The sequence below is a fragment of the Actinokineospora diospyrosa genome, from assembly GCF_024171925.1.
Taxonomy (GTDB): Bacteria; Actinomycetota; Actinomycetes; order Mycobacteriales; family Pseudonocardiaceae; genus Actinokineospora; species Actinokineospora diospyrosa.
Genome location: NZ_JAMTCO010000003.1, coordinates 468,839 through 493,582, shown reverse-complemented (window position 1 = coordinate 493,582; position 24,744 = coordinate 468,839). Strand labels below are relative to the sequence as shown.

The window sequence follows — 24,744 nt, the reverse complement described above, 5'->3', positions numbered from 1 at the left end:
CCGGCCGTCCGGGATGCGGACAGCACAAGGCATCATTGCCCCCGTGACAGAGCACTTCCAGGTTCGCGGCGGGGCCCGGCTCGTCGGCGAGGTCGAGGTCGTCGGCGCCAAGAACAGCGTGCTCAAGCTGATGGCGGCCGCCCTGCTCGCCGAGGGCACCACCACCCTCACCAACTGCCCGGAGATCCTCGACGTCCCGCTGATGGGCGACGTGCTGCGCAGTCTCGGCTGCACCGTCGACATCGACGGCGACCTGGTGCGGATCACCACCCCCGCCCAGCTCAACCACCGCGCCGACTCCGCGTCGATGGGCAAGCTGCGCGCGTCGGTGTGCGTGCTCGGCCCGCTGGTCGGTCGTCTGCGGCACGCCGTGGTGGCGTTGCCCGGGGGTGACGCGATCGGGTCGCGGCCGCTGGACATGCACCAGAACGGGCTGCGCCAGCTCGGAGCGAGCAGCGAGATCGAGCACGGCTGCGTGGTCGCCAAGGCCGAGGCGTTGCGCGGGGCGCAGATCTGGCTGGACTTCCCCAGCGTCGGCGCCACGGAGAACATCCTGATGGCCGCGGTGCTCGCCGAGGGCACCACGGTGATCGACAACGCCGCGCGCGAGCCGGAGATCGTCGACCTGTGCCTGATGCTGCAGGAGATGGGCGCGAAGGTCGAGGGCGCGGGCACCTCGACGCTCACCGTGCACGGCGTCACCGAGCTCGCCCCGACCGAGCACCGCGTCGTCGGCGACCGCATCGTCGGCGCCACCTGGGCCTTCGCCGCCGCGATGACCGGTGGCGACATCACCGTCAAGGGCGTCAACCCGCACCACCTGGACCTGGTGCTGGAGAAGTTGCGCACCGCGGGCGCCGAGATCACCACGTTCGACGACGGCTTCCGCGTCGTGCAGGACGGCCGCGCGACCTCGGTGGACTTCATGACGCTGCCCTACCCGGGGTTCGCGACCGACCTGCAGCCGTTCGCCATCGCGCTCAGCGCCGTGGCCGACGGCACCTCCATGATCACCGAGAACCTGTTCGAGGCCCGGTTCCGGTTCGTCGAGGAGATGATCCGGTTGGGCGCCGACGCGCGCACGGACGGTCACCACGCGGTGGTGCGCGGGGTGCCGCGGCTCTCCAGCGCGCCGGTGTGGGCGTCCGACATCCGGGCGGGGGTCGGCCTCGTGCTCGCCGGGTTGTGCGCGGACGGGGTGACCGAGGTGTGGGACGTGTTCCACATCGACCGGGGTTATCCGAAGTTCGTGGAGAACATGCAGCGCCTGGGTGCGGACGTGCGGCGGGTGCTCGGCGAGCCGACACGGGCCTGATTCACCCGTTTGGCCCAGGTAGATCCCCCAGTCCCACTGGGTGACGCGGTCCGAACAGCGGTCCCCCGGTATGGGGTGGCCGAGTACAACAAGGACCACCTGTGCGACCAACGGAAGAGGTCCTGATGCGTGTTCGGCGCAGAGTAGGTGTGTGCACGGTGGCGGTCGCCACCGTGACGGGTGCGCTGCTGGTGCCCACGGCCGCGGTGGCCGACCCAGCCCGAGAGCTGCCCAAGGCACCCGTCGCCAAGGGGTACGGCGGCGCCGTCGTCTCCGACACCGTCCAGTCCACCCAGGCGGGCCTGGATGTGCTGCGCCGCGGTGGCACGGCGGCGGACGCGGCGGTCGCGGTCGCTGCGGTGCTGGGCGTGACCGACCCCAACATGGCAGGGCTGGGTGGTGGCGGTTACCTCGTCTACTACGACGCCAAGACCCGCAAGGTGTCCACCATCGACGGTCGCGAGACGACGCCCGCCGCCGGTGACGCCAACCTGTTCATCAACCCGGCCACCGGGCAGCCTTACGCCTTCGCCGACGCGGTGACGAGTGGTCTGTCGGTAGGCACGCCGGGCAACCTGGCGCTGTGGCAGCGGGCGTTGGACCGGTGGGGCAAGTACGACCTCGACGACGCCCTCCAGCCCGCGATCCGCGTCGCTGAGCGCGGCTTCCCTGTGACGCCGCAGCTGCGTAAGGAGATCGAGCAGAACCAGCCGCGGTTCAAGCAGTTCAGCTCTACGGCCGCGTTGTACCTGCCGGGTGGCGCGCCGCCTGCCGTCGGCTCCACGCTGCGCAACCCGGATCTGGCCAAGACCTATCGCGAGATCGCTCGCCACGGCACGCGTGCCTTCTACGGCGGCTCTATCGGTCGGGATGTCGCTAACACCGCCCAGAACCCGCCATTGGCGTCAGACGCGACGATCACGCCCCCTAAGGGCAAGCTCGCCGTTGAGGACCTTCGTGCCTATCGCACGTTGGACCAGGCTCCGACGCACATCAAGTACCGCGATGTGGACGTTTACGGCATGGCGCCGTCGTCCTCCGGTGGCACTACCGTCGGCGAGACGCTCAACATCCTCGAGCGCTTCAACCTGAACAAGGCCCCGCGCGACCAGGCACTGCACTTCTACTTCGAGGCCACCAAGCTCGCTTACGCCGACCGCGGTCGGTACGTCGGTGACCCCAAGTTCGTCAACGTGCCCACCGCACAGCTGCTGTCGGACTCTTACGCTGCCGTCCGCGCTTGCCGCATCGACCCGATTCGGGCCACCCCGGCGCCGGTGGCCCCGGGTAACCCGCTCAACCCCGGTGACTGCACCCCGCCGCCGCCCTCGGCCACGCCCACGAGCGAGAACGAGGTCCACACGAACCACTTCGTCGTCGCGGACGCCCGCGGCAACGTCGTGACCTACACCAACACCCTGGAGCAGGTCGGCGGCAGCGGCATCGTCGTCCCGGGCCGCGGGTTCCTGCTCAACAACGAGCTGACCGACTTCAACTTCGCGCCCACCCAGGGCACCGCGCCCGACCCGAACCTGCCCGCCGCGGGCAAGCGCCCGCGCTCCAGCATGTCCCCGACGATCGTCCTCAAGGGCGGCAAGCCCTGGCTGGCCCTGGGCTCCCCGGGCGGCTCGACGATCATCACGACCGTCCTGCAGATCATCATCAACCGGGTCGACTTCGGCCTGTCCCTCCCGGACGCCGTCGCCGCCCCGCGCGCCACCCAGCGCAACGCCCCGACGGTGACGGCCGAACCGGCCTTCATCGCCGCCAACCCGCTGTTGGCCCGCTACGGCCACACCTTCACCGAACAGGCCGAGATCGGCGCCGCGGCGACCCTGGAGTTCATCGACCACGGCCAGATCCTCGCCGTCGGTGAGCCCACCCGGCGCAGCGGCACCTCTGCGGGCGTAGTGCACCCGACCCGCTAGTCCACTGCACGCAAACGGGCCGCCCCCACGTTGGGGGCGGCCCGCTCTCGTTAGATGCGCTGCGCCAACTCGGGTTGGCGGTGGGCGGCCGCGCGGAGCAGCTTGAGGTGCTCGGTCAGCCGGTTGGAGCGGATACCGGCGGCCATGTCGACGACCTGGTGCCCCAGGCGGAGACCGGTGTTGGTGTCGCCGCCCCGGAGATGACAGGTGGCGAGCTCGGTGAGACCGAACGCCAGGCGTTTGGCGCGAGCGGGATCGGTGCGCTGCGTGGAGGCGGACAGGGTCTCAATCGCTTCGGCGGCATAGCGGCGGTCGTGGATGGTGAGGGTGGTGAGAACACGTCCGCGCTCGCTGGCCAGCAGTGCGCCGCCGAAGGTCGCGTCAGGAACGGTGAGTGGCTCGCGGACATCAGCGAGCGCACCACCTGCGCGGTCGAGTGATTCAGTGGCGTGGACGGCCGCGCCCGCATGGGCGTGCGCGCGAGCTTGGTTGCACAACAACTGGGCCGCGAGTTCCCCTGAACCAGACTTCTCGGCGACGACCATGCCCAGTCCGATCACATCCCGTGCCTCGCCGAAGGCACCCTGGTGGGTGTAGACACGCCCGACCTTCCCCAGCGCCAGGGCGGTTCGAACCGGATCATCGGCCTCCTTGGCCGTGGTCACGGCCTGCCCCAGGTAGCGCAAGGCGGCTCCGGGCAAGCCGACATCGTGGGAGGCCCAACCGGCCAGGGCGAACAGGTCCGACAACACCGCGTGCAGTTCCCGGTCGACCTCGTCGGTGTGCTCGGCCCGCAGCAGCCCCCGCGCCCACCCGAGCTGTGCGATCACCGCCTCGCGCACGGCACCGCCGCCCAGCGCCTTCTCCTGCGCCCACAACACCCGGGTCAGATCCCGCAACTGCTCAACCTCGGTCGCCCCGACCCGGCTGGGCGCGGGCGTGGCGACCGCGGGATTGGCCAGCAGCGCCAGGTCCGCCGTCGTCACCGCCGCCCCCATCGCGACCTTGGCCAACAGCCCCATGAACTCCCGTCGATCCGGCACGTCCACCACCCCGTCCATTCCCCCGCCCACCGCCCTGTCCTTCGCCTCGCTCGTGGGCTCCGCCGGTGCGCCGTAGGCCAAGCCCATGTGCCCACGCGGAATCCCCATCCCGTCGGCGATCCGGTCGAGCACGTCGTAGGACATCACCTGCCTACCGCGCGCGATCACAGATATCTCGGGTTGGGCTTGGCCGGTCAGGTGGGCGATCCGCCGTTGGGAGACGCCGTGCCGCTTGAGCAGCCGGTACACCGCCGTGATGTCGCGGCGGGCCAGTGCGGTGCGCATGGCGGGCAGCTCCCAGATCGCCGGGTCAGGCCGCTCGTGCTGGTCGCGCCACATGTCCGCTCCCTGGGCGGGTCGGCCCTGGTAGCCGACCAGGCACCCACGGTAACAACACCGGTGGGGCCGGGTCACGGGAAGAAGCGCGAGGTATATGCCCGGCATATCAAGCCGGTGACGCCACGACAACCGGGCCACGTTGCGAGCACGGGAACCGGGTCGTGGTCTCGCCCGGGGTCCGCCGAGCACGGCACGCTCGGTCCGGACCGAGCGGACGAACGCAAGCGGAGGCACCCCGGCATGACGACCACGCTCGACACGCGCACCGACCTGTGGGGCGAGCTGACCAGGCTGGTCGGATCGGTGCGCGAGCACCTCGACCGGCACACGACCCTGCAGGTGGGCAGCGTCGACGTGTCCGCGACCGGGACCGGTGCGGGGCACGTGGAGGTCTACGTCTCGGGCGAACGCGCCCAGGCGTGCGCGCGGCTGCTGCGGTGGCGCGACAGCCTCAGCCGGTCATCGCTGTGCCTGGAGGTCGGGACACCGAGGGCGCTGGTGTTCGGGCGGTTGCACGACGGCACCACCGCGGTGGTCGCGGCGCCATTGGCAGAAGAAGACGTGCTCGGCGTGCGCCAAGAGAGGACCGGCGAGTGGGTGTTGCACTGGCTGCGGATGCAGGCGGTCAGCTAGCCCACGGCAGGCGGCTGCCGGGTGGGGCACTCTCCATCCAGGAGAGGAACCCGGTCAGCGCGTCCGGTCCCATCGCCACCTCGACCGCGGGGAGCCCCCCAGGCGGGTCGAAGCGCAACACGCGCGATCCCGACGGCAGATTTGGGGTCTCGCCGTGGTCCGGCTCGCGCCGGGCGGCGATCTCGAGGCCTTCGCGGCGCAGGACCTGGTCCGGGCCCGCTCGGAGGCTGATCGCGCGGAACCAGGCGAACTCGTCGCCGTTGTAGCGGCCGACGCCCCAGGCCCAACCCTTGCCGGATTCGTCGATCCTGGTGCGCAGGGCCACGTGGATGCCGCCTGCCCGCAAGAGGCGGACGCGACGGCCTACGAGCAGGAGCAGCACGAGCAGGACGGCGGCCAAGAGCGCCACGACAAGCACGCTCATGTCCACGGCCGCCCCCTGCCCGCTAGGCCGACATCAGGCGGGCTGCCCGGCGGCGCGCAGGCTCGCCGCGGCGCGGTCGCGCTGTTCGGGGTCTTGGGTCGCGAGGTCGGCGCGGGCCTTGTCCACGTCGATCTCGTGGGAGAGCTCGGCGGACTCGGCGAGGATGCTGACCGCGTCGGCGGTGACCGAGAGGAAGCCGCCGTAGACCGCGGCGGTGATGGTCTCGCCGTCGGTGGTGACGATCTTCACGACGCCGCCGTGCACGAGCTGGCCGAGGACCGGCTCGTGACCGGGCAGGATCCCGATCTCGCCCTCGGTGGTCTGCGCGACGACGAACGTGCCGGTGCCCGACCACAGGCGTCGTTCCACGGCGACCAGTTGGACCGACATCTCAGCCACGCGTATCTCCTCACAGCTCGCGGTTGTCCGCCAGTCTAGTCGGCCTCCTGACAACCGCCCCAGCCAGCCCGGTGTCAGAGCAGGCGCAAGACCAGACGAGAACGAGACGAACACAGGGGGTGAGCACGATCAGACCGGACAGCGAGTTCGCCGACTTCGTCGCGCACCGGTCCACCGCGCTGCTGCGCACCGCGTACCTGCTCTGCGCCGGTGACCGGGCCGCGGCCGAGGACCTGCTCCAGGACGTCCTGGAGCGCGTCTACGCCCGGCACCGCAGGGTCCGCGGCGACCTGGAGCCGTACGTGCGCGCCGCGCTGGCCAACGCGGCGGCGAACCGGTGGCGGACGCGGTCGCGGCGGGTGCGCGAGGCGCCGTTGGAGCAGGTGGGCGAACCGGGGGTGGGCGGTCACGAAGGTGCCGTCCTCGACCGCGACCGGGTGGCCAGGGCGCTGGGCGAACTGCCGGTGCGGGTGCGGGCGGTACTGGTGCTGCGCTTCTTCGACGACCTGTCGGAGGCCGACACCGCGGCGGCACTGGGGGTGTCGCCGGGGACGGTCAAGAGCCAGACCGCCCGGGGGGTCGCGCGACTGCGCGACCTGCTCGCCGAACACGACATGACGAGGGGCTGAGACATGGACACGACCGACCTGGCCCGCGCGCTGCGCGCGGCCACCGACGGCCTCGGCACCCGACCCGGGTTCACCGCCGACGTCCTGCGCGGCGGCAAGCGGCGCCGCGTGCGCAAGCGGGTGCTGCTGGCCGGGGCCACGGCCGTGGTCATCGCGGCGGCGGGCACCGCCGTGGTCGAGCTGAACGGACACGACGACGCCGCCCCGCAGATCACCACAGCGACCAACCAGATGCTGACCGCGCCGACCCGCGGTGACCTGGCGACCGACCACGCCTACCTGGACGCCGCCGTGGCGGCCTTCGACAAGGGCATGCCCAACGAGCCGGACAAGGCCCGGGTCGGCCGTCCACGCGTCTACTGGGCGGGCACGACCGACGCGGGCAAGGTCGCGGTGGTGGTGCAGGTGGTGGAGCCCGACGACGGCGTCGAGTACCACCCGGACGGTCGCGTGGTGGACATGCGCGCCGTGCAGCGCAGCGTGGTCGGCCTGCTGGTCGGGACCAAACCCGTGCTGGTGAACTCCTTCCCCCAGCCCTACAGCACGCCGCCGCGGGGGTTCGCGTTCATCTATGGCCCACACAACCGCGACATCATCGCGATGGGCGCCGACAATCTGAGCGTCTCGCCCGGGTGGACGTACATCACCGCCACGGGCAAGCCCGGGCGCCTGTGGACGCCGATGGTCGAACGCAAGGGGGTGTGGTTGGGCCAGGCCGCCGACCGGACACCGCCGGAGGAGATCCGCGTCGTCACCGGCGACCCGGCGAAGGCGGGCTACGACCAGACCCTGACGACGCTGCCCAGCACCCGGTGGTCGCTGGGCACCGATCGGCAGGCCAAACCGGTTCCCGAGAATGTCCTGCGCACCAAGCCCACCGACATCTACCGGGTCGGCGGCAGCACAGCCCGCCCACTAGGCGACAACATCCACGAAACGCTCACGGCGGAAGGACTGCTCGACCCGCTGGCGGGCGTCTCACCGACCGGGGCCCAGTTCGTCGTCGACCGGCCCACCGGTGGCAGCGTCGTGGCGGTGGAAGTGGTGACCACCTTCATCATGAGCCACCTGTTCCTGGCCGAACGCGACGCGGCGGGCACCATCACCCGCTGGACGTCCTGCGACCCGGTTCACCGCGATGGCGGCGGGCTGGTCGGCACCTGCGTCCTGCCCGGCGAGTCGGGCTACTTCGCTGTGGCGCCGGGGATGAAGCTGAGCTACCAGACCCAGACCGGCGACACCCTGAGCGGGTGGATCGACGCGGGCACCGACGCGGCGGTCTTCCCACCGAACGCCACAGCCGTGCAGCTGCTCACCCCCGAGGGCCGCTCCGAGGTGCACAGCCTGCTGCGGCAGTGAACCAACGCGAACGGGCCGGTGTCCACTGAGGACACCGGCCCGTTCGCGCGTTCTGCTCTAGCTCACTTCTTGGTGAGCGCCTGGTACTTGCGCTCCAGGTCGTCGAGACCACCGATGGAGAGGAAGGCCTGCTCCGGCACGTGGTCGTACTCGCCCTTGGCGACGCGGTCGAAGGCCTCGATGGTGTCGGAGACCTTGACGAACGAGCCCTCCTCGCCGGTGAACTTCTGCGCGACGAAGAAGTTCTGCGAGAGGAAGCGCTCGATGCGGCGGGCGCGGTTGACCGTCACCTTGTCCTCTTCGGACAGTTCGTCCATGCCGAGGATGGCGATGATGTCCTGCAGCTCCTTGTACTTCTGCAGGATCCGCTTGACCTCCTGGGCCACCCGGTAGTGCTCGTCACCGACCACGGCCGGGTCGAGGATCCGCGACGAGGAGGTCAGCGGGTCGACGGCCGGGTAGATGCCCTTCTGCGAGATCGGCCGGGAGAGCTCCGTCGTCGCGTCCAGGTGGGCGAAGGTGGTCGCCGGGGCCGGGTCGGTGTAGTCGTCGGCGGGCACGTAGATCGCCTGCATCGAGGTGATCGAGCGACCGCGCGTCGAGGTGATGCGCTCCTGCAGCTCGCCCATCTCGTCAGCCAGGGTGGGCTGGTAGCCGACGGCGGAGGGCATGCGGCCCAGCAGCGTCGAGACCTCGGAGCCCGCCTGGGTGAAGCGGAAGATGTTGTCGATGAACAGCAGCACGTCCTGGTTCTGCACATCGCGGAAGTACTCCGCCATGGTCAGCGCGGACAGCGCGACCCGCATGCGGGTGCCCGGCGGCTCGTCCATCTGACCGAACACCAGCGCGGTGTCGGGCAGCACGCCCATCTCCTCCATCTCGAGGAAGAGGTCGGTGCCCTCGCGGGTGCGCTCGCCGACCCCGGCGAACACCGAGGTGCCACCGAAGTTGCGGGCGATCCGGGTGATCATCTCCTGGATGAGCACCGTCTTGCCCACGCCAGCGCCGCCGAACAGGCCGATCTTGCCGCCCTCGACGTACGGGGTGAGCAGGTCGATGACCTTCACGCCGGTCTCGAGGACCTTGGTCTTGCCCTCGAGCTGGTCGAAGGCCGGGGGGCGGCGGTGGATGCGCCAGCGCTCGGCGTCCGCGGCGTGGCCCGGCTTGTCCAGGCACTCGCCGAGGGCGTTGAACACGTGGCCCTTGACCGCGTCGCCGACCGGCACCGAGATGGCCTCGCCGGTGTCGCGCACCGGGGCGCCGCGCACCAGGCCGTCCTGGGGCGCCATGGAGATGCAGCGCACCAGGTTGTCACCCAGGTGCTGGGCGACCTCGAGGGTGATGGTCTTGCGCAGCGACTCGAGGTCGACCTCGACCTTGAGCGCGTTGTAGAGCTCGGGCACCGCGCCGCGCGGGAACTCCACGTCGACGACGGGGCCGATCACCCGGACGACGCGACCGACCGCGTTCTTGGTGCCTGGTTCCTGAATGGCAGTCATTAGTCATCACTTCCTGCGGCAGCGAGCGCCTCGACGCCACCGACGATCTCGCTGATCTCCTGGGTGATCTGCGCCTGGCGGACCTGGTTGGCGACACGGGTGAAGCTCTTGACGAGCTCGTCGGCGTTGTCCGTCGCGGACTTCATCGCCGTGCGGCGGGCAGCGGACTCGGACGCGGCCGACTCCAGCAGCGCCGCGAAGATGCGGGTGTTGATGTACTTCGGGAGCAGGTTGCCCAACAGCGTCTCGGCGCTCGGTTCGAACGCGTAGGACGAGGTCAGGCCGACCGGGGTCTCGACGTACTCGATCTCCAGCGGGGCGATCCGCACGGCGACCGGCTTCTGCGAGAGCATCGAGTTGAACTCGGTGTAGACGATGTGCAACTCGTCCACGCCGAGCACACCGTCGACGCCGGGCTTGTCCTCGACGTCGTCGGCGCCGTGCAGGAAGGCCTGGATGAGCGCCTCGCTGGCGGCGACCGCGTCGGCGTAGGTGGGCCGCTCGGAGAAGCCGGTCCAGCTCGCCTTCACGTCCCGCTGGCGGAACTTGTAGAAGTTCAGCCCCTTGCGGCCGATGACGTAGACCACCGGCTGCTTGCCCTGCCCACGCAGCAGCGTGACCAGTTCCTCGGCCCGGCGCAGCGCGTTGGCGTTGTAGCCACCGCACAGCCCGCGGTCGGAGGTCACCACGAGCACCGCCGCGCGCCGGTACTTCTCGCGCGGGGTGAGCAGTGGCGAGTCGAGCGTGGTCGCGCCGGTCGCCAGCGCGGTGAGCACCGAGGTGATCTCATCGGCGTACGGCTTGGCCGCGGCCACCCTGGCCTGCGCCTTGCTGATCCGCGACGTGGCGATCAGCTCCTGCGCCTTGAAGATCTTCTTGAACGACTGGGCCGACTTGATCCGCTGCCGGATCTCGCGAAGCTGTGCCATGGCGGGCCGCCTACTCCGCCGGGGCGGACTTGTTGACCTTGACGGTCTCCTGGCCCACCTCGTTGGCGTCGAGCGCGTCGGCCGCGGTGTCGGTCCCCGCCGCGGTGCCCGCGGTGAACGAGTCCTTGAACGCGGTGACGGCGGCGACCAGGCGCTCCTCGTTCTCCGGGGAGAACTTGCCGGAGATGCGGATCTCCTCCAGCACACCGGCGTGCCGGTGGCGCAGGTGCTCGTGCAGCTCGGACTCGAAGCGGCGCACGTCGGCCACGGCGAGCGAGTCGAGGAAGCCCTTGGTGCCGACGTAGATCGAGACGATCTGCTCCTCGACCGGCAGCGGCGCGTACTGGCCCTGCTTGAGCAGCTCCATCATCCGGGTGCCGCGCTCCAGCTGGGCCTTGGAGGTGGCGTCCAGGTCGGAGGCGAAGGCGGCGAACGCCTCCAGCTCGCGGAACTGGGCCAGCTCCAGGCGCAGCGTGCCGGAGATCGACTTCATCGCCTTGGTCTGCGCGGCGCCACCGACGCGCGACACCGAGGTGCCGACGTTGACCGCCGGGCGCTGACCCGCGTTGAACAGGTCGGACTCCAGGAAGCACTGGCCGTCGGTGATGGAGATGACGTTGGTGGGGATGTAGGCGGAGATGTCGTTCGCCTTGGTCTCGATGATCGGCAGACCGGTCATCGAGCCGCCACCGAGCTCGTCGGAGAGCTTCGCGCAGCGCTCCAGCAGGCGGGAGTGCAAGTAGAAGACGTCGCCGGGGTAGGCCTCGCGGCCCGGCGGGCGGCGCAGCAGCAGCGAGATCGCGCGGTAGGCCTCGGCCTGCTTGGTCAGGTCGTCGAAGATGATCAGGACGTGCTTGCCCTGGTACATCCAGTCCTGACCGATGGCAGAGCCGGTGTAGGGCGCCAGCCACTTGAAGCCCGCGGAGTCCGAGGCGGGGGCGGCGACGATGGTGGTGTACTCCAGCGCGCCAGCGTCCTCCAGCGCGGACTTGACGCCCGCGATGGTGGAGCCCTTCTGGCCGACCGCGACGTAGATGCAGCGGACCTGCTGCTTCGGGTCGCCGGTCGCCCAGGCCTTCTTCTGGTTGATGATCGTGTCGACGCAGACCGCGGTCTTGCCGGTCTTGCGGTCACCGATGATCAGCTGGCGCTGGCCGCGGCCGATCGGGGTCATCGAGTCGATGGCCTTGATGCCGGTCTGCAGCGGCTCCTCGACCGGCTGGCGCTGCACCACGGTGGCCGCCTGCAGCTCGAGCACGCGCTCGCCGGTCGCGGCGATCTCGCCGAGGCCGTCGATCGGGTTGCCCAGCGGGTCGATGACCCGGCCGAGGAAGGCGTCGCCGACGGGGACCGAGAGGACCTTGCCGGTCCGCTTGACCTCCTGGCCCTCCTCGATCTTGTCGTAGTCACCGAGGATGGCGACACCGAGCTCGCGCGCGTCGAGGTTCAGCGCCACGCCGACGATGCCGCCCGGGAAGGCCAGCAGCTCGTTGGCCATGGCCGAGGGCAGGCCCTCCACGTGGGCGATGCCGTCGCCGGTGTCGGAAACCGTTCCGACCTCTTCCCGGTTGACGTCCGGGGAGTAGCTGGAGACGTAGTTCTCGATCGCACTGCGGATCTCGTCCGACGAGATCGTCAGCTCCGCCATGTCGTTCCTGCTCTCACTTCGTTGCTTCGGGGGAAGTTAGGGGTCAGGAGAACCGACGCCGCAGCGCGTCGAGCTGTCCTGAGGTGCTGCCGTCGATGACCTCGTCGCCGACCTTGATGACCAGGCCACCGCCGATGCCGGGGTCGATCTCCAGGTGCAGCGCGATGGGCCGCGAGTAGATCCGCTGCAGGGTCGCCGCGAGCCGGTCCTGCTGCTCGGCGGAGAGCGCGCCCGCGGACACCACGTGGGCCACCGACCGCTCCCTGCGCCGCGCCGCCTCGGCGGCGAGCGCCTCCAGGCCGGGCACCAGCGACCGGCCGCGCGGCTGCGCGACCAGGTTCTCCACCAGGGTCTCGGTGGTGGCGTCCACCTTGGCCCCGATGAGTTCGCGGACGAGGGCGAGCTTGCCCTCGACGCTGCCGTTGCGGTCGCCGAGCACCTGCTCGAGCTCGCTCTGGTCGTCGAGGATGCGGCCGAGCCGGAACAGCTCGTCCTCGACCGCGTCGAGCCTGCCCGCGCGCTCCGCCCCGACCAGCAGGGCGGTGGTGGCGAGCGACTCCAGGCCGTCGACCAGTTCACGCGGGCTCGACCAGCGGGCCGCGGCCGCGGTGGTGAGCACCTTGAGCGTGTCCGCGGCCACCTTGCCGGTGAGCAGGTCGGTGACCAGGCGGGACCTGGCCCCCGCCGCGGTCGAGGAGTCGGCCAGCGTGCGGCGCAGGCCGATCTCCCGGTCGAGCAGGCCGACGACGGCGAAGAGCTCCCCGCCCAGCGTCGTCGACCCGGCCGGGGCGGCCTCGAGCACGTCGAGCAGCGTGAGCTCGACGGCGGCGAGCGCCTCCCGGCTGGCCGCGTGCAGCGCGCTGGTCACAGTTGAGGTCATCGAGGACGTCCCCTAGCGCTTCGCCGGTGCGGAGACCGTGTCGAGGTCGGCCAGGAACCGGTCGACCGTGCCGCGACGGCGGGCTTCGTCCTCAAGGGACTCACCCACGATGCGGCCTGCCAGCTCGACGGCCTGGCGCCCCAGCTCGGCGCGCAGCTCGGCGACGATCTGGGCCCGCTGGGCCTGCAGCTGGGCCTGGCCCTGCGCGACGATGCGCGCGGACTCGGCCTGGGCCTGGGCGCGCAGCTCTTCCTTGATCTGCTCGGCCTCGGCCCTGGCGTCGTCGCGGATGCGCGCCGACTCCGCCCGCGCCTCGGCCAACTGCGCCTTGTACTGCTGCAGCGCGGCTTCGGCTTCCTTCTGCGCGGCCTCGGCCTTCTCGATCCCGCCCTGGATCTTCTCGGTCCGCTCGGTGTAGAGGGCCTCGAACTTGGGCGCGACGAACTTCGAGATCACGAACAGCAGGAGCAGGAACGCCACCAGACCGAGGATGACCTCGGCGATGTGCGGCATGACCGGGCTGGGCGCGTCCTCGGCGAGGAAAAGCACTGCGGCTGACTTCACCACGTCGACTCCCTAACTGACGAAGGGCTGTGGATCAGCCGCCGGAAGCGATGAAGTAGACGACCAGACCGATCAGCGCGAGCACCTCGACGAGCACGAAGGTCGTCCAGGCGATGCCCATGAGCTTGCCCTGGGCCTCCGGCTGGCGGGCGGTGCCGTTGATGACCGCGGCCCAGATCAGACCGACGCCGATGCCGGGGCCGATCGCGCCGAGGCCGTAGCCGATGGCGGCAAGACCCGGGTTGATGCCCGCGGTCGTCGCGACTTCCTGAGCGAGGAGAACACTGCTCACTTGTGTATCCCTTTCCAACTCGGTCCGCGGGTACCCGCGGATCGGGGGCTTGATGGTGTTCCTTAGTGGTCTTCGGCGAGCGCCATGCCGATGTAGTTGGCCGACAGCAACGCGAAGATGTACGCCTGCAGCACCTGGATGAACGCCTCCAGGAAGGTCATCGCGATGGCGAAGGCCCAGGAGACGAGCGAGACCGGCTTGAGCGGTCCGGCGGCGTGCAGGAGCAGGTACTCACCACCAAGGGTGAACACCAGCAGAATGAGGTGGCCCGCGAACATCGCGGCGAACACCCGGATCGCCAGCGTGACGGGGTTCAGGACGAACTTCTGCAGGAACTCGATGGGAGTCAGCAGGAAGTAGATCGCCGTCGGCGCGCCGGGCGGGACGGTCGCGTGCTTGAGGTAGCCGACGAAGCCGTGCCGCTTGAACCCGACGTAGTGGTAAACCGGGTAGACCACCAGCACCGCGATCGCGAGGGGGAAACCGAAGCGCGCCATCGTCGGGAACTGGATGATGGGGATGATCCCGTAGAGGTTGTTCACCAACACGAAGGTGAACAGCGTGAGAATAAGCGGGACGAAGGGCTTGAAGTCCTTCGAGCCGATCTGCTCCCGGGCGATGTTGTTGCGGCCGAAGTCGTAGACCGACTCGGCGGCGAACTGCCAGCGAGTGGGAACGATCTTGAGGTTCCGCGACGTGATCAGGAAGAACGCCGAGATGATGACGATGGACAGGACCATCAGCACCATCGGCTTGGTGACATCGCCGAAGATCGGCGGGAGGAAAAAGTCCTTGACTCCGGGGGGTGCGAACTTGTCACCCTCGGCCAGCACCAGCCTGCCCACCTGTGGGCTCCTTCCGGTTCTCCCGGCCGGCGTTCACTCCGCCGGGGGAATCGTCACGATCAGGACGTAACGTACCTGACGAACTTGGTATGTCTTCAGGCGGCCACCCGAGATCCCGGGTCGCCATGGTGAGCACGCGTGCACATCCGGCCGCCCACCGCTGACGCGAACGATAGCAGGCAGTGCACGCACTCCGGACAGGCGTACTGCTAGTTGCCTGTTCCCAGGTAAAGGGCTACTTCTCGCCCGCCGGGATGATGGTCGGCAGCTTGGTCCGGCGGAACGCCACGGCCTCGGCGGCCGCAGCGACGAGCACCACAGCGACCATCGTGATGCCGAGTGACTTGGCGTGCAACGCGTCCACCCCGCGCAGCGCCGTCATGACCAGCAGCAGGACGAGCAACTTGCCGACGAAACCACCCAGCGACGCGGCCATGCCTATGTGCGGGCCCAGGTGCGCGGTCTTGCGCATGAGCAACAGCGTCAGCAGCGAGGAAGCCGCAGCGAGCAGGCCGCCGACCAGTGCGCCGAACAGGCCCGCGCTGCCGTTGATCAGACCGAACACCACCGCGCCGATCGCGATCGTGGCCAGCGACGGCCACAGCGCGTAGCGGAACATGGCGTTGGCCAGGGTCAGCAGGGACTTGGCGTGCGGATCGATCTCCGGCGCCGTGGTCGCGCTCTGCGCAGCGGTCGTGCTCTGCGCTGTGGTTGCGCTCTGCGCTGTGGTTGTGCTCTGCGCCGCGTCTGCGGGCTGGGCCGCGGTCGCGCTCTGGTCTTCGGTGTCGTGGGTGTGCTCGCTCATCGTGACCTCAGTCTAGGGATGGCGGAAATGATCACCGCGATGAGGACGCCGACGCCGACCACCCAGACCACGGCGGAGACGTCGTAGATGGTCACCGCCACCGCGCCGAAGGCCAGCAGGCAGGCCCACAAGTAGATCAACAGCACCGCGCGGCGCTGGGAGTGGCCGATCTCGAGCAACCGGTGGTGCAGGTGCATCTTGTCCGCGGAGAACGGGCTGACCCCGCGCCTGGTGCGCCGGATCACCGCGAGCAGCAGGTCGAGCACCGGGATGAACAGCACGGCGGCGACGATCAGCAGCGGCGAGAACAGCGCGATGGCGTCGGAAAGGCCCCAGATGGGCGGATTGGCCCTGCCCGAGGCGGTGGTGCTGGCCGCGGCGAGCATCAGGCCGATGAGCATCGAGCCGGAGTCGCCCATGAACAGCCGGGCCGGTTGGAAGTTGTGCGGCAGGAAGCCCAGGCACGCGCCTGCCAGGGTCGCGGCGATCAGCGCGGGCGAGTAGGTGCCGACGTCGCCGCCGGAGAGGTCGAGCAGGTGCAGGGCGAACACGGCGGTGGCGGCGGCGGCGATCATGCCGACGCCTGCGGCGAGGCCGTCGAGGCCGTCGATGAAGTTGATCGCGTTGATCAGGGTGACCGCGAGCAGGATGGCCAGCAGCCCGCCCTGGTTCTGGTCGAGGATCAGCACCGAGCCGAACCCGTCGGCGTCACCGCCCCACGGCACCCACAGCACCACCCACTGGATCCCGTACAGCACGAGGATGCCCGCGCAGGTGATCTGGCCCGCGAGCTTGGTGAGCGAGTCCAGCTCGAAGCGGTCGTCGAGCATCCCGATGAGCACGATGATGCCGCCGCCGATGAGCACCGCGGTCGGGTCGAACGAGTAGTCGAAAGCGCGGCGCAGCACCGGGAGCTGGTGCGCGAGCAGCATCCCGCCGCACACGCCGAGGTACATGCCCAGGCCGCCCAGGCGCGGGATCGGCACCACGTGCACGTCGCGCTGGCGCGGGTAGGCCACGGCGCCGAAGCGGATCGCGAACAGCCGGACCAGGCCGGTGAGCAGGAACGTCAGCACCGCGGTGACCAGGCCGACCAGCAGGTACTCGCGGACCGGCAGGCCCGCTGGAGCGAAATCGCCCGTGGGGATCACGCGGGGGTGCCCCGGTCGCTGGGGCGGGTGGGCGTGGGCACGGCGGGTCGACTCTCCTGCTGGTCGGGCTCTGCTGTTCGGGTGCTAGCTGTTCTGGCGGTGCTTGCTCGGGCGGTGCGCTCGGGCAGAGCGGGTCTTGCCCGCGGCCTGGCGGACCTACCTGGCGGTGCGGACCTCGGTGCCCAGCGCCTCGCGCACGGCGGCGACGCCGACCGCGCCTTCGCGCAGCACCAGTGGTTCGTCGCCGGTGAGGTCGACGATCGTGGACGGAACCGGGTCGCCGGACGGGCCGCCGTCGAGGTAGATGCCGACGAGGTCGCCGAACTGCTCGACGGCCTCCTGCGCGGTCGAGGCGGGCGGCTCGCCGGAGCGGTTGGCGCTGGAGACGGCCATCGGGCCGACCTCGCGCAGCAGCTCGATCGCCACCGGGTGCAGCGGCATCCGCAGCATGACCGTCCCGCCGGTGCGGCCGAGGTCCCAGTTCAGCGACGGGGCGTGCGGCAGCACGATGGACAGGTCACCCGGCCAGAACGCCTCGACCAGGGTGCGCGCGGTGTGCGGGACCGACAGCACCAGGCCGTCGATGGTGGTCCAGGACCCGACGAGCACCCCGACCGGCATGTCCGGGCCGCGGTTCTTGGCCGCCAGCAGCCCGGCCACCGCGGTCGAGGAGAAGGCGTCGCACCCGATGCCGTACACGGTGTCGGTCGGGATCACCACGAGCCTGCCGGAGCGGACCGCGCTCGCGGCGGCCCCGAGGCCGTCCTCGCGCTGACCACGTTCACCACAGTCGAAGACCGTCACCCGCGCGAGCCTAGCGGTGTCCGGCTCCGCCGTGTCAGGCAGATCCGCCGGTGATCACCGCGCGGGCTCACGCGCCCGGGCGGGTGATCCGGTCGGCCATGCTCGCCGCGCGCGCCTGCCACGCCTGCCGTCGGAAGTGGACGACGATCAGGTAGAGCAGGGCGCTCCCGGCGACGATGCCCGCGATGACGACCAGGACGCTGCCGATCACCCCGCCCACGGCCACGAGCGTGATCCCGAGCGACACGGCCAGCACGGCGAGGCTGACCGCGATGCCCTCCGGGCGCCACTGCCACTTCCGTCCGGAGTGGACCTCGGCGAGCAGCCGTTCGGCGCCGCGGCGCAGTTCGTGGTCCTCGACGTCGAGTTCGAGGATGCGCAGCGCGGCGTGCTCGCACTGGCGCAACTGGGTCTCGCTGGTGATGACGAGGACCTCGTCGTCGGTGGTGGCCCTGATCTGGTCCCCGACCGAGGCCCAGGTGCTGGCGAGGTAGTAGCGCAGCACCGGGTGCGTGCTGTCGCCGAAGCGGCGCTCCAGTTCGCGCGCGGCCCCCTCGGCGTCGCGCCCGGCGACCATGGCCTGCGAGAGGCCGAGCGCGGCGAGCACGTTGTCCGGGTCGAGCGCCACCGCGGCCTGGTAGTGCTGGGCCGCGGTGCGCCAGCGGCCCCTGGCGAGGAGCACGTCGCCGATGCCCACCTGGTCCACCGGGTGGGTGCGCAGCGCGGCGGCCTCCTCGAAGCCCGCGACGGCCTCGTCGAGCCGTCCGGCGAGCAGCGCGGTGCGCGCCGCGGCGGCGAACTGCCGGGCGGCGAGCGAATCGGTAGCGCTGTCGTCGCTGTCGGTCACCAGCCGCCACTTGGCGGTGACGTCCTGCCATGTGCGAAGCATTGGATCACCCAGGTGCGCACGCTACCCTCAGTACGCCATACCGGGGATCCGGCATACCGGACGTGCCAGGGAGCGATCACGACCAGTCATCGGCAGCGGGGACGCCGAGCTCACCGGGGATACCAGCTGAGCTCGCGCTGGCTGGCGTCCTCACTCGTGGTCGCCTACGCCGCGGTGAGCGCCGCGGTGGGCACGGTGCTGCTGGTGACCCCGAAGGAACCGCAGGTCCAGGCCTATCCGGTGTACATCTACACCGAGGCGCCGACCCCACCAGCGGCCTCGACCACCACGGGTCCGCCCTCGCCGGTCGCGATGCCGATCCCCGATGGCTACCAGCGGGTGGCTGGCCCCGGTGGCCTGATCACGACGATCCCCACCGGCTGGACCATCACCCGGTCGTCCGGGCCAGGCGCGATGCAGGCGACCGACCCGACCGACCCGACCCGCTACGTCCGCTACGGCGGCTCGGCGGCCCCGGCGCAGGACCTGGTCGACGCGCACGTGGACTACGAGCTGCGCTTCGCCGAGGCGCACCGGGGGTTCCAGCGGCTGAGCCTGGGCACCACGACCTACCACAAGGTCCCCGCGCTGGACTGGGAGTTCGAGCACGACTCGGCCGCGGGCAGGCGCCACGCGCACTCGATGTACTGGCGGGTCGGCGGCACGGAGTACTTCCTCTACGCGAGTTCGCAGGCCGCGCGCTGGTCGGAGACCGCGCCGATCTACCGCACCATGGTCGACAACACCACCCCGTGAGCCGCCGGGTCGAGGGTTGACCGATTTCACCCGTTGGTGGACTATGACGCACCACGAGTGACCGTACTTCATACGAATTCGGCTCCGGGGGTCCGATGACCGAGGACCGCGACGACACCACCCGCTACCTCTGCGCGGCGGCGCACCTGGACGCCGGGTTCGCCGACAACGCGATCCGCGAGTACCTGCTGGAACCGACCCGCCCCGGCGCGCCGTCGCCGGGGGTGGACGCGGCCCCGGTGCTCGGCGAGGCGATCGCGGCCAGGCGCAGGCGCAAACTGGTCGACTGGTCGGTGCTGGTGCTGGCGGTGATCGCGCTGTTCACCCTCCCCGGCACCCTGCTGCTGGTCTGGCTGCTGCTCGCGCTCCTGGTCACGGGCGCCATCACGGCCTGGCAGCGGCGCAAGGGCCCGGTACGGCCGAGCACCCCGCCCTCGGGTGCGGTGCTCGGCGCGGTCGTCGGCACGCTCGCGGCGGTCGTCGTGGGGCTCGCCCTGTTCACCTACCTCGACAGCGACCCGTTCGCGTCCGCGTACTCGCGCCGCCGCTCCCGCTCCGAGATCTACACCCTGGCCGAGGACGACGACGGGTCGATCGCGGTGGTGTTCGCGGTCGTGGTGCCGCTGCTGGCGGTGCTGCTGCTCAACCGGCTTGCCGTGTGGCGGCTGCTGACCGTCCAGTTCCACCGGGGCAACCGCGCGGGCGCGGCGTTGCGCGCCGGGCTGTCGAACCGCCCGATCCTGGAGAGCGCGCCGTCGCGGTTCACCGAGCGGCTGCACGCGGAATACCTGTCTGGCACGGCGAACGAGGACCCCGCGGCGGTGCCGGTGGTGGTGCACCGCGGCTACCACCCGTTCGTCGGCGCGGGATCCACGTTCGAGCCGTGGTCGATCGCCACCGCGCTGGTGCGCGACGAGCAGCGCGAGCAGACGGCGCTGCTGTCGACTTCCGCGCTGTACGAGGCGATCACCACCGAGGTCGCCAAGCTGCACACGGCGACGGCGCTGGCCCCCGGGGCGCGGCTGCGCGCACTGTCCACAACGGAGCACGTGATCGTCTCCGCGCGCGAACTGGTCGACCACGTTGGCACCGCGGAGGGCGCGGAGTTCCTCGCCGCGCCGGGGCAGCGGCCCACCAGGTGGGTGGGGCGCACCCGCGCCGAGGTGCTGCGCGACCTGCCGGTGGAGTGGGCGCGCTACTACCGGTGCTTCCAGGTCGAGACCTGGGACCGGGACCTGGTGCTGTCGGTGTACCTGCACGTGGCGATGGACGGGTCGACGCTGTACGTGGAGTGGACGCCCTGCGTGCTGCGCCCGATCGACCAGCGGTTCCAGCAGATCGACAAGGCCAGGCACTCCCCGCTGCGCCCGTACCTGGCGGGCCTCGGCGACCTGATCCGGCTACCGGCGACCCTGCCCGCGCGGGCCGCGAGCGCCCTGACCTTCCTGCGCCGCTCCCACGACGACCTCGACCCGGACCGCTACGGCTCCCGCGACAGCCTGCGCGAACTGGCGCAGGACCCCGGGCTGCACAACTACTTCCAGCTCGCCGACACCGAGCGGTACCTCAAACTCCTGGAGAGCCGCCTCGTCGTCGCCGTGACGACCCTGCTGCGCGAGGCGGGCTACTCCCCCGCGTCGTTCGAGGCCCAGGCGAGCACGGTGGTCAACAACAACATCCGCATCGGCGGGTCGGTGCAGGGCGCGGTAGTGGCGGGGAGCGGGAACAAGGTGAGCAGTCCGTTGGAGCCCAAGCCGAAGGAGTGATCCGTGGCGGAGAACAGCATCCACGTCGGTGGGGACGCTACGGGGAACTTCGTGGCGGGGGACGGCAATGTTGTTGGGGCGTCAGCTGTTTCGGTGGACGCGGTTTCGGTGGACGCTGAGTTGCTTGACGATGCGCCGGACGATGCGCCGGTTGTGCGTTCGGAGTTGAGTGCGCTGGATCGGGCGTTGTCGGATCCGTTCAGCTGACGCGTGCGGGGCTGCGCTGGGCGGACCTCGGCTTCGCCGTCGGCGGGCGTGGGGCGGGGGGACGTGGTTTCGGGTGGGGGTGCTCGATGCGGTGGACTTGTTTTGCGCGGGGCCCCTACAACACCCGTGCTGGGCTCAAAAGCTGGGGGCCAAAGGGACGGCCCAGCAGCCGCCGAACGAGGCTACGGGTGTTGTCCCCCCACGCAAAACAAATCCACCGCATCGAGCAGTGTGGCGGGGGCGGGGTTGGTGGCGGGTGGGTTGAGTTGGCACCGGAGGTTCGGGAAGGGCAACAGCAAAGGGAAAACTGCGGAACCAACCATGCTCGAGGAGTCGAGGAGTGTCAGCCAGTGCGGGAAGCGGTGGCGAATCTGGGGCGCTCGGCGAGGTCTAGGTGAGACTCCACAGAGGACAGGACGCGGCGGGCGCGGAGGAGGTCGGGCACGGATTCGCCGTGGGTGTCGTCGTGTTCTATGGCGAGGTGGCCACCGGGGCGGAGGAGGCGGGCGGCCAGGGAGACGACGGAGCGGATGACGGTGAGGCCGTCGGGGCCGGAGAAGACGGCGTGGTGGGGGTCGTGGTCGGCGACCTCGGGGGGGACGTCGGTGCCTTCGGGGACGTAGGGGGGGTTGCACAGCACCAGGTCCACCTGTCCGTCCAGTTCGGACAGCAGGTCGGGGGCGGTCACATCGCCGTGGTGCAGGCGGATCGCGGTGTCCCCGGCGGTGACGCGGGTGTCGGCGTTGCGGCGGGCCCAGGCCAGGGCGGACAGGTCCAGTTCCACGGCGTGCACGACGGCGTCCGGGCGGGCTTGGGCGACGGCCAGGGCGAGTACTCCCGAACCCGTGCACAGGTCCACCACGACCGGGGCGTGCACGCCCTCCAACGCCGCCAGTGCCCAGGCGAACAACAGTTCCGTCTCCGGGCGGGGGACGAACACGCCCGGTCCCACCGAGACCTCGATCGCCCCCATCGCGACCGTGCCGGTCAAGTGCTGCAACGGTTCCCGGGCCGCTCGGCGGCGGACCAGGCCAGCGAGCTCGTCGACCTCCTCGGACGAGACCAGCGGGATCAGCACCAGCCTGCCGCGGTCGACGCCGAGGACGTGGGCGGCCAGGAGTTCGGCGTCGTTGCGCGGGGAGTCCACGCCCGCGGCGGTGAGGATGCGTTCGGCGTCGCGGACGGCCAGGCGCAGGGGGTGGCGCACGTCAGCCCGCCGAGCTCGCCAGGCGCTCGGTGCGGTCGGCCTCGGCGAGGGCGTCCAGCACGCCGTCGAGGTCGCCGTCGAGCACGGCCTCGAGGTTGTGCGCCTTGTAGCCGACCCGGTGGTCGGAGATGCGGTTCTCCGGGAAGTTGTAGGTGCGCACCCGCTCGGACCGGTCGACCGTGCGGATCTGGCTGCGGCGCGCGTCGGAGGCCTGCTTGGCGGCCTCCTCCTCGGCGGCGGCGAGCAGGCGGGCGCGCAGGACCTGCATGGCGCGGGCCTTGTTCTGCAGCTGCGAGCGCTCGTTCTGGCAGGACACCACGATGCCGGTCGGCAGGTGCGTGATGCGCACGGCCGAGTCGGTCGTGTTGACGCTCTGCCCGCCCTTGCCCGACGAGCGGTACACGTCGACCCGCAGGTCCTTGTCCGGGATCTCGGCGAAGTCCTCGGAGTCCTCGACCTCGGGCACGACGAGCACGCCCGCGGCGGAGGTGTGGATGCGGCCCTGCGACTCGGTCACCGGCACCCGCTGCACCCGGTGCACGCCGCCCTCGAACTTCAGCCGGGCCCACACGCCGTCGGGGTCGGTGCCCTTGCTCTTGATGGCGACCGTGACGTCCTTGTAGCCGCCCAGGTCGGACTCGGTGCCGTCGAGGACCTCGGCCTTCCAGCCGTGCCGCTCGGCGTAGCGCAGGTACATCCGCAGCAGGTCGCCAGCGAACAGCGCCGACTCCTCGCCGCCCTCGCCGGACTTGACCTCCAGCAGCACGTCGGCGCTGTCGTGCGGGTCGCGCGGCAGCAGCAGCTCGGTGAGCTTGGTCTCCAGCACCGGGATCCGCGCCGCCAGCTCGTCGGCCTCCTCGGCGAACGCCGGGTCCTCGTCGGCCAGCTCCCTGGCCGCCCCCAGGTCGCTGCGCGCGGTGTCGAGCTCGCGGGCGGCCTTGACCACCGCGGACAGCTCGGCGTAGCGGCGGCCCAGCTTGCGGGCCCGGTCCTGGTCGGCGTGCACCGCCGGGTCGGCGAGCGAGGTCTCCAGCTCGGCGTACTCGGTGCGCAACTGGCTCAGCGATCCGGCGTCCACGCCGGGCTCCCCTCGTGCGGTTATGCGAACGGCGCCCGCCCGAGTCCCGGGCGGGCGCCGTGAGCGTGGCTACTTGGCGGTCTTGGTCCGCTTGCCGTAGCGGGCCTCGAACCGCGCGACCCGGCCGCCGGTGTCGAGGATCTTCTGCTTGCCGGTGTAGAACGGGTGGCAGGCGGAGCAGACCTCGACGAAGATGCTGCCGGTCGTCTTGGTGCTGCGGGTGGTGAAGGTGTTCCCGCAGCCGCACGTCACGTCGGTGCTGACGTACTCGGGGTGGATGCCGTTCTTCACGGTGGTCGCCTCTCGGTGGAAATGGCCGCCGGGTCCCCGTTGCCGAGCAGGGGTGAACCGGAGCCGGACTCGACCTGACAGTTTGCCAGACGCGCTGGCGATCGGTGTAACGCGGGCCCGGATCGGGCTATTCCACCGCTCGTCGCGCCCAGGCGCCCTCCCGCCGCGGCCGCCCGCCCGCTCGCCGATGCCCACCTGGGGGAATCGCCAGGTCGGACGGAGAATCGACGGGTGTTGCGAGGCCTGGGCAGACCGCTGTCGCCGGTGGCGTGGCTGGCGGTACCCGTGTTGTTCACCCTCGCCGTGCTCGGGCTGACCGCGCTCGGCGGGCTGCTGCTGGGCGCCTCCTGGTCGGTCACCCTCTCCAGCGGCCTGCTCGGCGCCGCCGCGGGCCTGACCGTCGTGCTGGCCCCCTCGGTGACCTGGTGGTCGGCCGCGCAGCGGATAGCCCTGGCCCTGCCCTACCCGGCAGCGGTGTTCTGCGCCGGACTCGCCCTGCACGGGGTAGCCGTACCCACCGGCCTGGCCGTCGGCATCGGCGTCCCCGCCGCGGTAGCCCTGATAGCCGCCGCGACGACCGAGTCCCCCCGCGCCCCCGGCACCCGCGGCCTCGGCGGCCACTGAGACCGAACTTGAGTCCGCTCGGCGATCACCCGAACGAGGAGCCAGATCTGATCGCCCCGCCCCGCGCCGAATCCGACTCGCGCTGATCGACGCAACCGCTGAGCCCGCAGAACCTTTGGCAGCCGGGCACCGTCATCCCCGAAACCGCCGGTGCGCCGACCAGCCACGCAACCTCGCCGAACAGGCGGCAGGCCCCGACCCCGACGCCAAGCACGCGCCTCGTGCGCACACGAACCCGGCGATCACCGAGGCTGAGGCCGACCACAGCCATCTCCAGCAGCCGCCACGCTCCTGACCTGCCCACCCGCGCACTGTGTTGCCGTGACGACCACCAAGCGGCGGCACCGGAGTGCGCCACCGTTGCCCGGATCGCCGCCGCAACGACCGAGTCCCCGCGCGCACCCGCCGCCTCGGCGGCCACCGAGCCCGAGCCCGGTCGC

Annotated in this window: 26 protein-coding genes; 9 read left to right on the top strand and 17 right to left on the bottom strand. The window is 70.8% G+C overall.

Annotation, left to right across the window (positions count from 1 at the left end; translation table 11 throughout):
• Window positions 1-43 precede the first annotated feature (43 nt).
• Together murA and ggt are read left to right on the top strand one after the other, a co-directional pair.
• The gene (murA, locus tag LV75_RS06780; RefSeq protein WP_253885850.1) at window positions 44-1,315 is read left to right on the top strand and encodes a UDP-N-acetylglucosamine 1-carboxyvinyltransferase; all 1,272 of its coding nucleotides are present in this window, start codon (window positions 44-46) and stop codon (window positions 1,313-1,315) included.
• Between the two features lie 125 nt (window positions 1,316-1,440).
• Window positions 1,441-3,243: a gamma-glutamyltransferase gene (gene ggt, locus LV75_RS06775; RefSeq protein ID WP_372504147.1), complete on the top strand. Its 1,803-nt coding sequence runs from the start codon at window positions 1,441-1,443 to the stop codon at window positions 3,241-3,243.
• A 50-nt stretch (window positions 3,244-3,293) separates the two neighbouring features.
• Here the strand turns inward: ggt and LV75_RS06770 are convergent, their stop codons facing one another.
• On the bottom strand, window positions 3,294-4,625 hold the full coding sequence (locus tag LV75_RS06770; RefSeq protein WP_253885848.1) for a helix-turn-helix domain-containing protein: 1,332 nt from the start codon (window positions 4,623-4,625) through the stop codon (window positions 3,294-3,296).
• A 240-nt stretch (window positions 4,626-4,865) separates the two neighbouring features.
• Between LV75_RS06770 and LV75_RS06765 the strand changes: the two genes are divergently transcribed.
• Window positions 4,866-5,258: a hypothetical protein gene (locus tag LV75_RS06765; RefSeq protein ID WP_253885846.1), complete on the top strand. Its 393-nt coding sequence runs from the start codon at window positions 4,866-4,868 to the stop codon at window positions 5,256-5,258.
• Here the strand turns inward: LV75_RS06765 and LV75_RS06760 are convergent.
• Window positions 5,251-5,682 carry a DUF2550 domain-containing protein gene (locus LV75_RS06760; protein WP_301318752.1) on the bottom strand — a complete coding sequence of 144 codons (432 nt, stop codon included), beginning with the start codon at window positions 5,680-5,682 and terminating at the stop codon, window positions 5,251-5,253. The two genes, LV75_RS06765 and LV75_RS06760, sit on opposite strands and share 8 nt — an antisense overlap.
• Window positions 5,683-5,715: 33 nt before the next feature.
• The gene (locus LV75_RS06755) at window positions 5,716-6,081 is read right to left on the bottom strand and encodes a F0F1 ATP synthase subunit epsilon (RefSeq protein WP_253885844.1); all 366 of its coding nucleotides are present in this window, start codon (window positions 6,079-6,081) and stop codon (window positions 5,716-5,718) included.
• Between the two features lie 119 nt (window positions 6,082-6,200).
• On the opposite strand from LV75_RS06755, the gene LV75_RS06750 reads away from it, so the two are divergent.
• Window positions 6,201-6,710 carry a SigE family RNA polymerase sigma factor gene (locus LV75_RS06750; RefSeq protein ID WP_253885843.1) on the top strand — a complete coding sequence of 170 codons (510 nt, stop codon included), beginning with the start codon at window positions 6,201-6,203 and terminating at the stop codon, window positions 6,708-6,710.
• 3 nt (window positions 6,711-6,713) lie between these two features.
• Window positions 6,714-8,069 (top strand): hypothetical protein, encoded by a 1,356-nt coding sequence (locus tag LV75_RS06745; RefSeq protein ID WP_253885841.1) that lies wholly within the window; start codon window positions 6,714-6,716, stop codon window positions 8,067-8,069.
• Between the two features lie 62 nt (window positions 8,070-8,131).
• Here LV75_RS06745 and atpD read toward each other — a convergent pair whose 3' ends face one another.
• The 11 genes from atpD to LV75_RS06690 all read right to left on the bottom strand — a co-directional run bounded on the left by atpD (window position 8,132) and on the right by LV75_RS06690 (window position 18,375).
• On the bottom strand, window positions 8,132-9,568 hold the full coding sequence (atpD, locus tag LV75_RS06740; protein ID WP_253885840.1) for a F0F1 ATP synthase subunit beta: 1,437 nt from the start codon (window positions 9,566-9,568) through the stop codon (window positions 8,132-8,134).
• On the bottom strand, window positions 9,568-10,497 hold the full coding sequence (locus LV75_RS06735) for a F0F1 ATP synthase subunit gamma (RefSeq protein WP_253885839.1): 930 nt from the start codon (window positions 10,495-10,497) through the stop codon (window positions 9,568-9,570). Before LV75_RS06735 ends, atpD begins: the two co-directional genes overlap by 1 nt.
• 10 nt (window positions 10,498-10,507) lie before the next feature.
• Window positions 10,508-12,145: a F0F1 ATP synthase subunit alpha gene (atpA, locus tag LV75_RS06730; protein WP_253885837.1), complete on the bottom strand. Its 1,638-nt coding sequence runs from the start codon at window positions 12,143-12,145 to the stop codon at window positions 10,508-10,510.
• A gap of 43 nt (window positions 12,146-12,188) precedes the next feature.
• On the bottom strand, window positions 12,189-13,013 hold the full coding sequence (locus LV75_RS06725) for a F0F1 ATP synthase subunit delta (protein WP_253885989.1): 825 nt from the start codon (window positions 13,011-13,013) through the stop codon (window positions 12,189-12,191).
• Between the two features lie 24 nt (window positions 13,014-13,037).
• Entirely contained in the window at window positions 13,038-13,592 is a 555-nt protein-coding gene (locus LV75_RS06720; RefSeq protein ID WP_308210878.1) for a F0F1 ATP synthase subunit B, read from the bottom strand.
• Between the two features lie 31 nt (window positions 13,593-13,623).
• Window positions 13,624-13,881: an ATP synthase subunit C-like protein gene (locus tag LV75_RS06715; RefSeq protein WP_307860482.1), complete on the bottom strand. Its 258-nt coding sequence runs from the start codon at window positions 13,879-13,881 to the stop codon at window positions 13,624-13,626.
• Between the two features lie 62 nt (window positions 13,882-13,943).
• Window positions 13,944-14,726, bottom strand: a complete 783-nt coding sequence (atpB, locus tag LV75_RS06710; RefSeq protein ID WP_253885835.1) for a F0F1 ATP synthase subunit A — start codon at window positions 14,724-14,726, stop codon at window positions 13,944-13,946.
• A 235-nt stretch (window positions 14,727-14,961) separates the two neighbouring features.
• On the bottom strand, window positions 14,962-15,531 hold the full coding sequence (locus tag LV75_RS06705) for a Cg1360 family ATP-synthase-associated protein (protein WP_253885833.1): 570 nt from the start codon (window positions 15,529-15,531) through the stop codon (window positions 14,962-14,964).
• Window positions 15,528-16,682, bottom strand: coding sequence for a glycosyltransferase family 4 protein (locus tag LV75_RS06700; RefSeq protein ID WP_253885832.1), 1,155 nt, complete (start codon window positions 16,680-16,682; stop codon window positions 15,528-15,530). Before LV75_RS06700 ends, LV75_RS06705 begins: the two co-directional genes overlap by 4 nt.
• Window positions 16,683-16,838: 156 nt before the next feature.
• Window positions 16,839-17,486 carry an L-threonylcarbamoyladenylate synthase gene (locus tag LV75_RS06695; RefSeq protein ID WP_253885830.1) on the bottom strand — a complete coding sequence of 216 codons (648 nt, stop codon included), beginning with the start codon at window positions 17,484-17,486 and terminating at the stop codon, window positions 16,839-16,841.
• Window positions 17,487-17,553: 67 nt separating this feature from the next.
• Window positions 17,554-18,375 carry a tetratricopeptide repeat protein gene (locus LV75_RS06690; protein ID WP_253885829.1) on the bottom strand — a complete coding sequence of 274 codons (822 nt, stop codon included), beginning with the start codon at window positions 18,373-18,375 and terminating at the stop codon, window positions 17,554-17,556.
• A gap of 156 nt (window positions 18,376-18,531) precedes the next feature.
• Between LV75_RS06690 and LV75_RS06685 the strand changes: the two genes are divergently transcribed.
• The 3 genes from LV75_RS06685 (at window position 18,532) to LV75_RS06675 (ending at window position 21,104) form a co-directional block, all read left to right on the top strand.
• A complete protein-coding gene (locus tag LV75_RS06685) occupies window positions 18,532-19,131 on the top strand; it encodes a serine/threonine kinase C-terminal domain-containing protein (RefSeq protein WP_253885828.1) in 600 nt (199 codons plus the stop codon).
• 95 nt (window positions 19,132-19,226) lie between these two features.
• Window positions 19,227-20,897, top strand: coding sequence for an AbeC-like domain-containing protein (locus LV75_RS06680; protein ID WP_253885827.1), 1,671 nt, complete (start codon window positions 19,227-19,229; stop codon window positions 20,895-20,897).
• A gap of 3 nt (window positions 20,898-20,900) precedes the next feature.
• Window positions 20,901-21,104 (top strand): hypothetical protein, encoded by a 204-nt coding sequence (locus LV75_RS06675; RefSeq protein WP_253885825.1) that lies wholly within the window; start codon window positions 20,901-20,903, stop codon window positions 21,102-21,104.
• Between the two features lie 343 nt (window positions 21,105-21,447).
• Here LV75_RS06675 and prmC read toward each other — a convergent pair whose 3' ends face one another.
• The 3 genes from prmC to rpmE all read right to left on the bottom strand — a co-directional run bounded on the left by prmC (window position 21,448) and on the right by rpmE (window position 23,680).
• Window positions 21,448-22,311: a peptide chain release factor N(5)-glutamine methyltransferase gene (gene prmC / locus LV75_RS06670; RefSeq protein ID WP_253885823.1), complete on the bottom strand. Its 864-nt coding sequence runs from the start codon at window positions 22,309-22,311 to the stop codon at window positions 21,448-21,450.
• Between the two features lies 1 nt (window position 22,312).
• Window positions 22,313-23,389, bottom strand: coding sequence for a peptide chain release factor 1 (prfA, locus tag LV75_RS06665; RefSeq protein ID WP_253885822.1), 1,077 nt, complete (start codon window positions 23,387-23,389; stop codon window positions 22,313-22,315).
• Between the two features lie 69 nt (window positions 23,390-23,458).
• Complete coding sequence (gene rpmE / locus LV75_RS06660; RefSeq protein WP_253885820.1) at window positions 23,459-23,680, bottom strand: 50S ribosomal protein L31; 222 nt, start codon at window positions 23,678-23,680, stop codon at window positions 23,459-23,461.
• Between the two features lie 231 nt (window positions 23,681-23,911).
• On the opposite strand from rpmE, the gene LV75_RS06655 reads away from it, so the two are divergent.
• Complete coding sequence (locus LV75_RS06655) at window positions 23,912-24,304, top strand: hypothetical protein (RefSeq protein WP_253885818.1); 393 nt, start codon at window positions 23,912-23,914, stop codon at window positions 24,302-24,304.
• Window positions 24,305-24,744: the final 440 nt, after the last annotated feature.

Bases quoted from the DNA above. Each gene is read 5' to 3' on its own strand.
- ggt (WP_372504147.1), top strand. From the start codon at position 1,441: ATGCGTGTTCGGCGCAGAGTAGGTGTGTGCACGGTGGCGGTCGCCACC.
- LV75_RS06770 (WP_253885848.1), bottom strand. From the start codon at position 4,625: ATGTGGCGCGACCAGCACGAGCGGCCTGACCCGGCGATCTGGGAGCTG.
- LV75_RS06765 (WP_253885846.1), top strand. From the start codon at position 4,866: ATGACGACCACGCTCGACACGCGCACCGACCTGTGGGGCGAGCTGACC.
- LV75_RS06760 (WP_301318752.1), bottom strand. From the start codon at position 5,682: ATGAGCGTGCTTGTCGTGGCGCTCTTGGCCGCCGTCCTGCTCGTGCTG.
- LV75_RS06745 (WP_253885841.1), top strand. From the start codon at position 6,714: ATGGACACGACCGACCTGGCCCGCGCGCTGCGCGCGGCCACCGACGGC.
- atpD (WP_253885840.1), bottom strand. From the start codon at position 9,568: ATGACTGCCATTCAGGAACCAGGCACCAAGAACGCGGTCGGTCGCGTC.
- LV75_RS06735 (WP_253885839.1), bottom strand. From the start codon at position 10,497: ATGGCACAGCTTCGCGAGATCCGGCAGCGGATCAAGTCGGCCCAGTCG.
- atpA (WP_253885837.1), bottom strand. From the start codon at position 12,145: ATGGCGGAGCTGACGATCTCGTCGGACGAGATCCGCAGTGCGATCGAG.
- LV75_RS06705 (WP_253885833.1), bottom strand. From the start codon at position 15,531: ATGAGCGAGCACACCCACGACACCGAAGACCAGAGCGCGACCGCGGCC.
- LV75_RS06690 (WP_253885829.1), bottom strand. From the start codon at position 18,375: ATGCTTCGCACATGGCAGGACGTCACCGCCAAGTGGCGGCTGGTGACC.
- LV75_RS06680 (WP_253885827.1), top strand. From the start codon at position 19,227: ATGACCGAGGACCGCGACGACACCACCCGCTACCTCTGCGCGGCGGCG.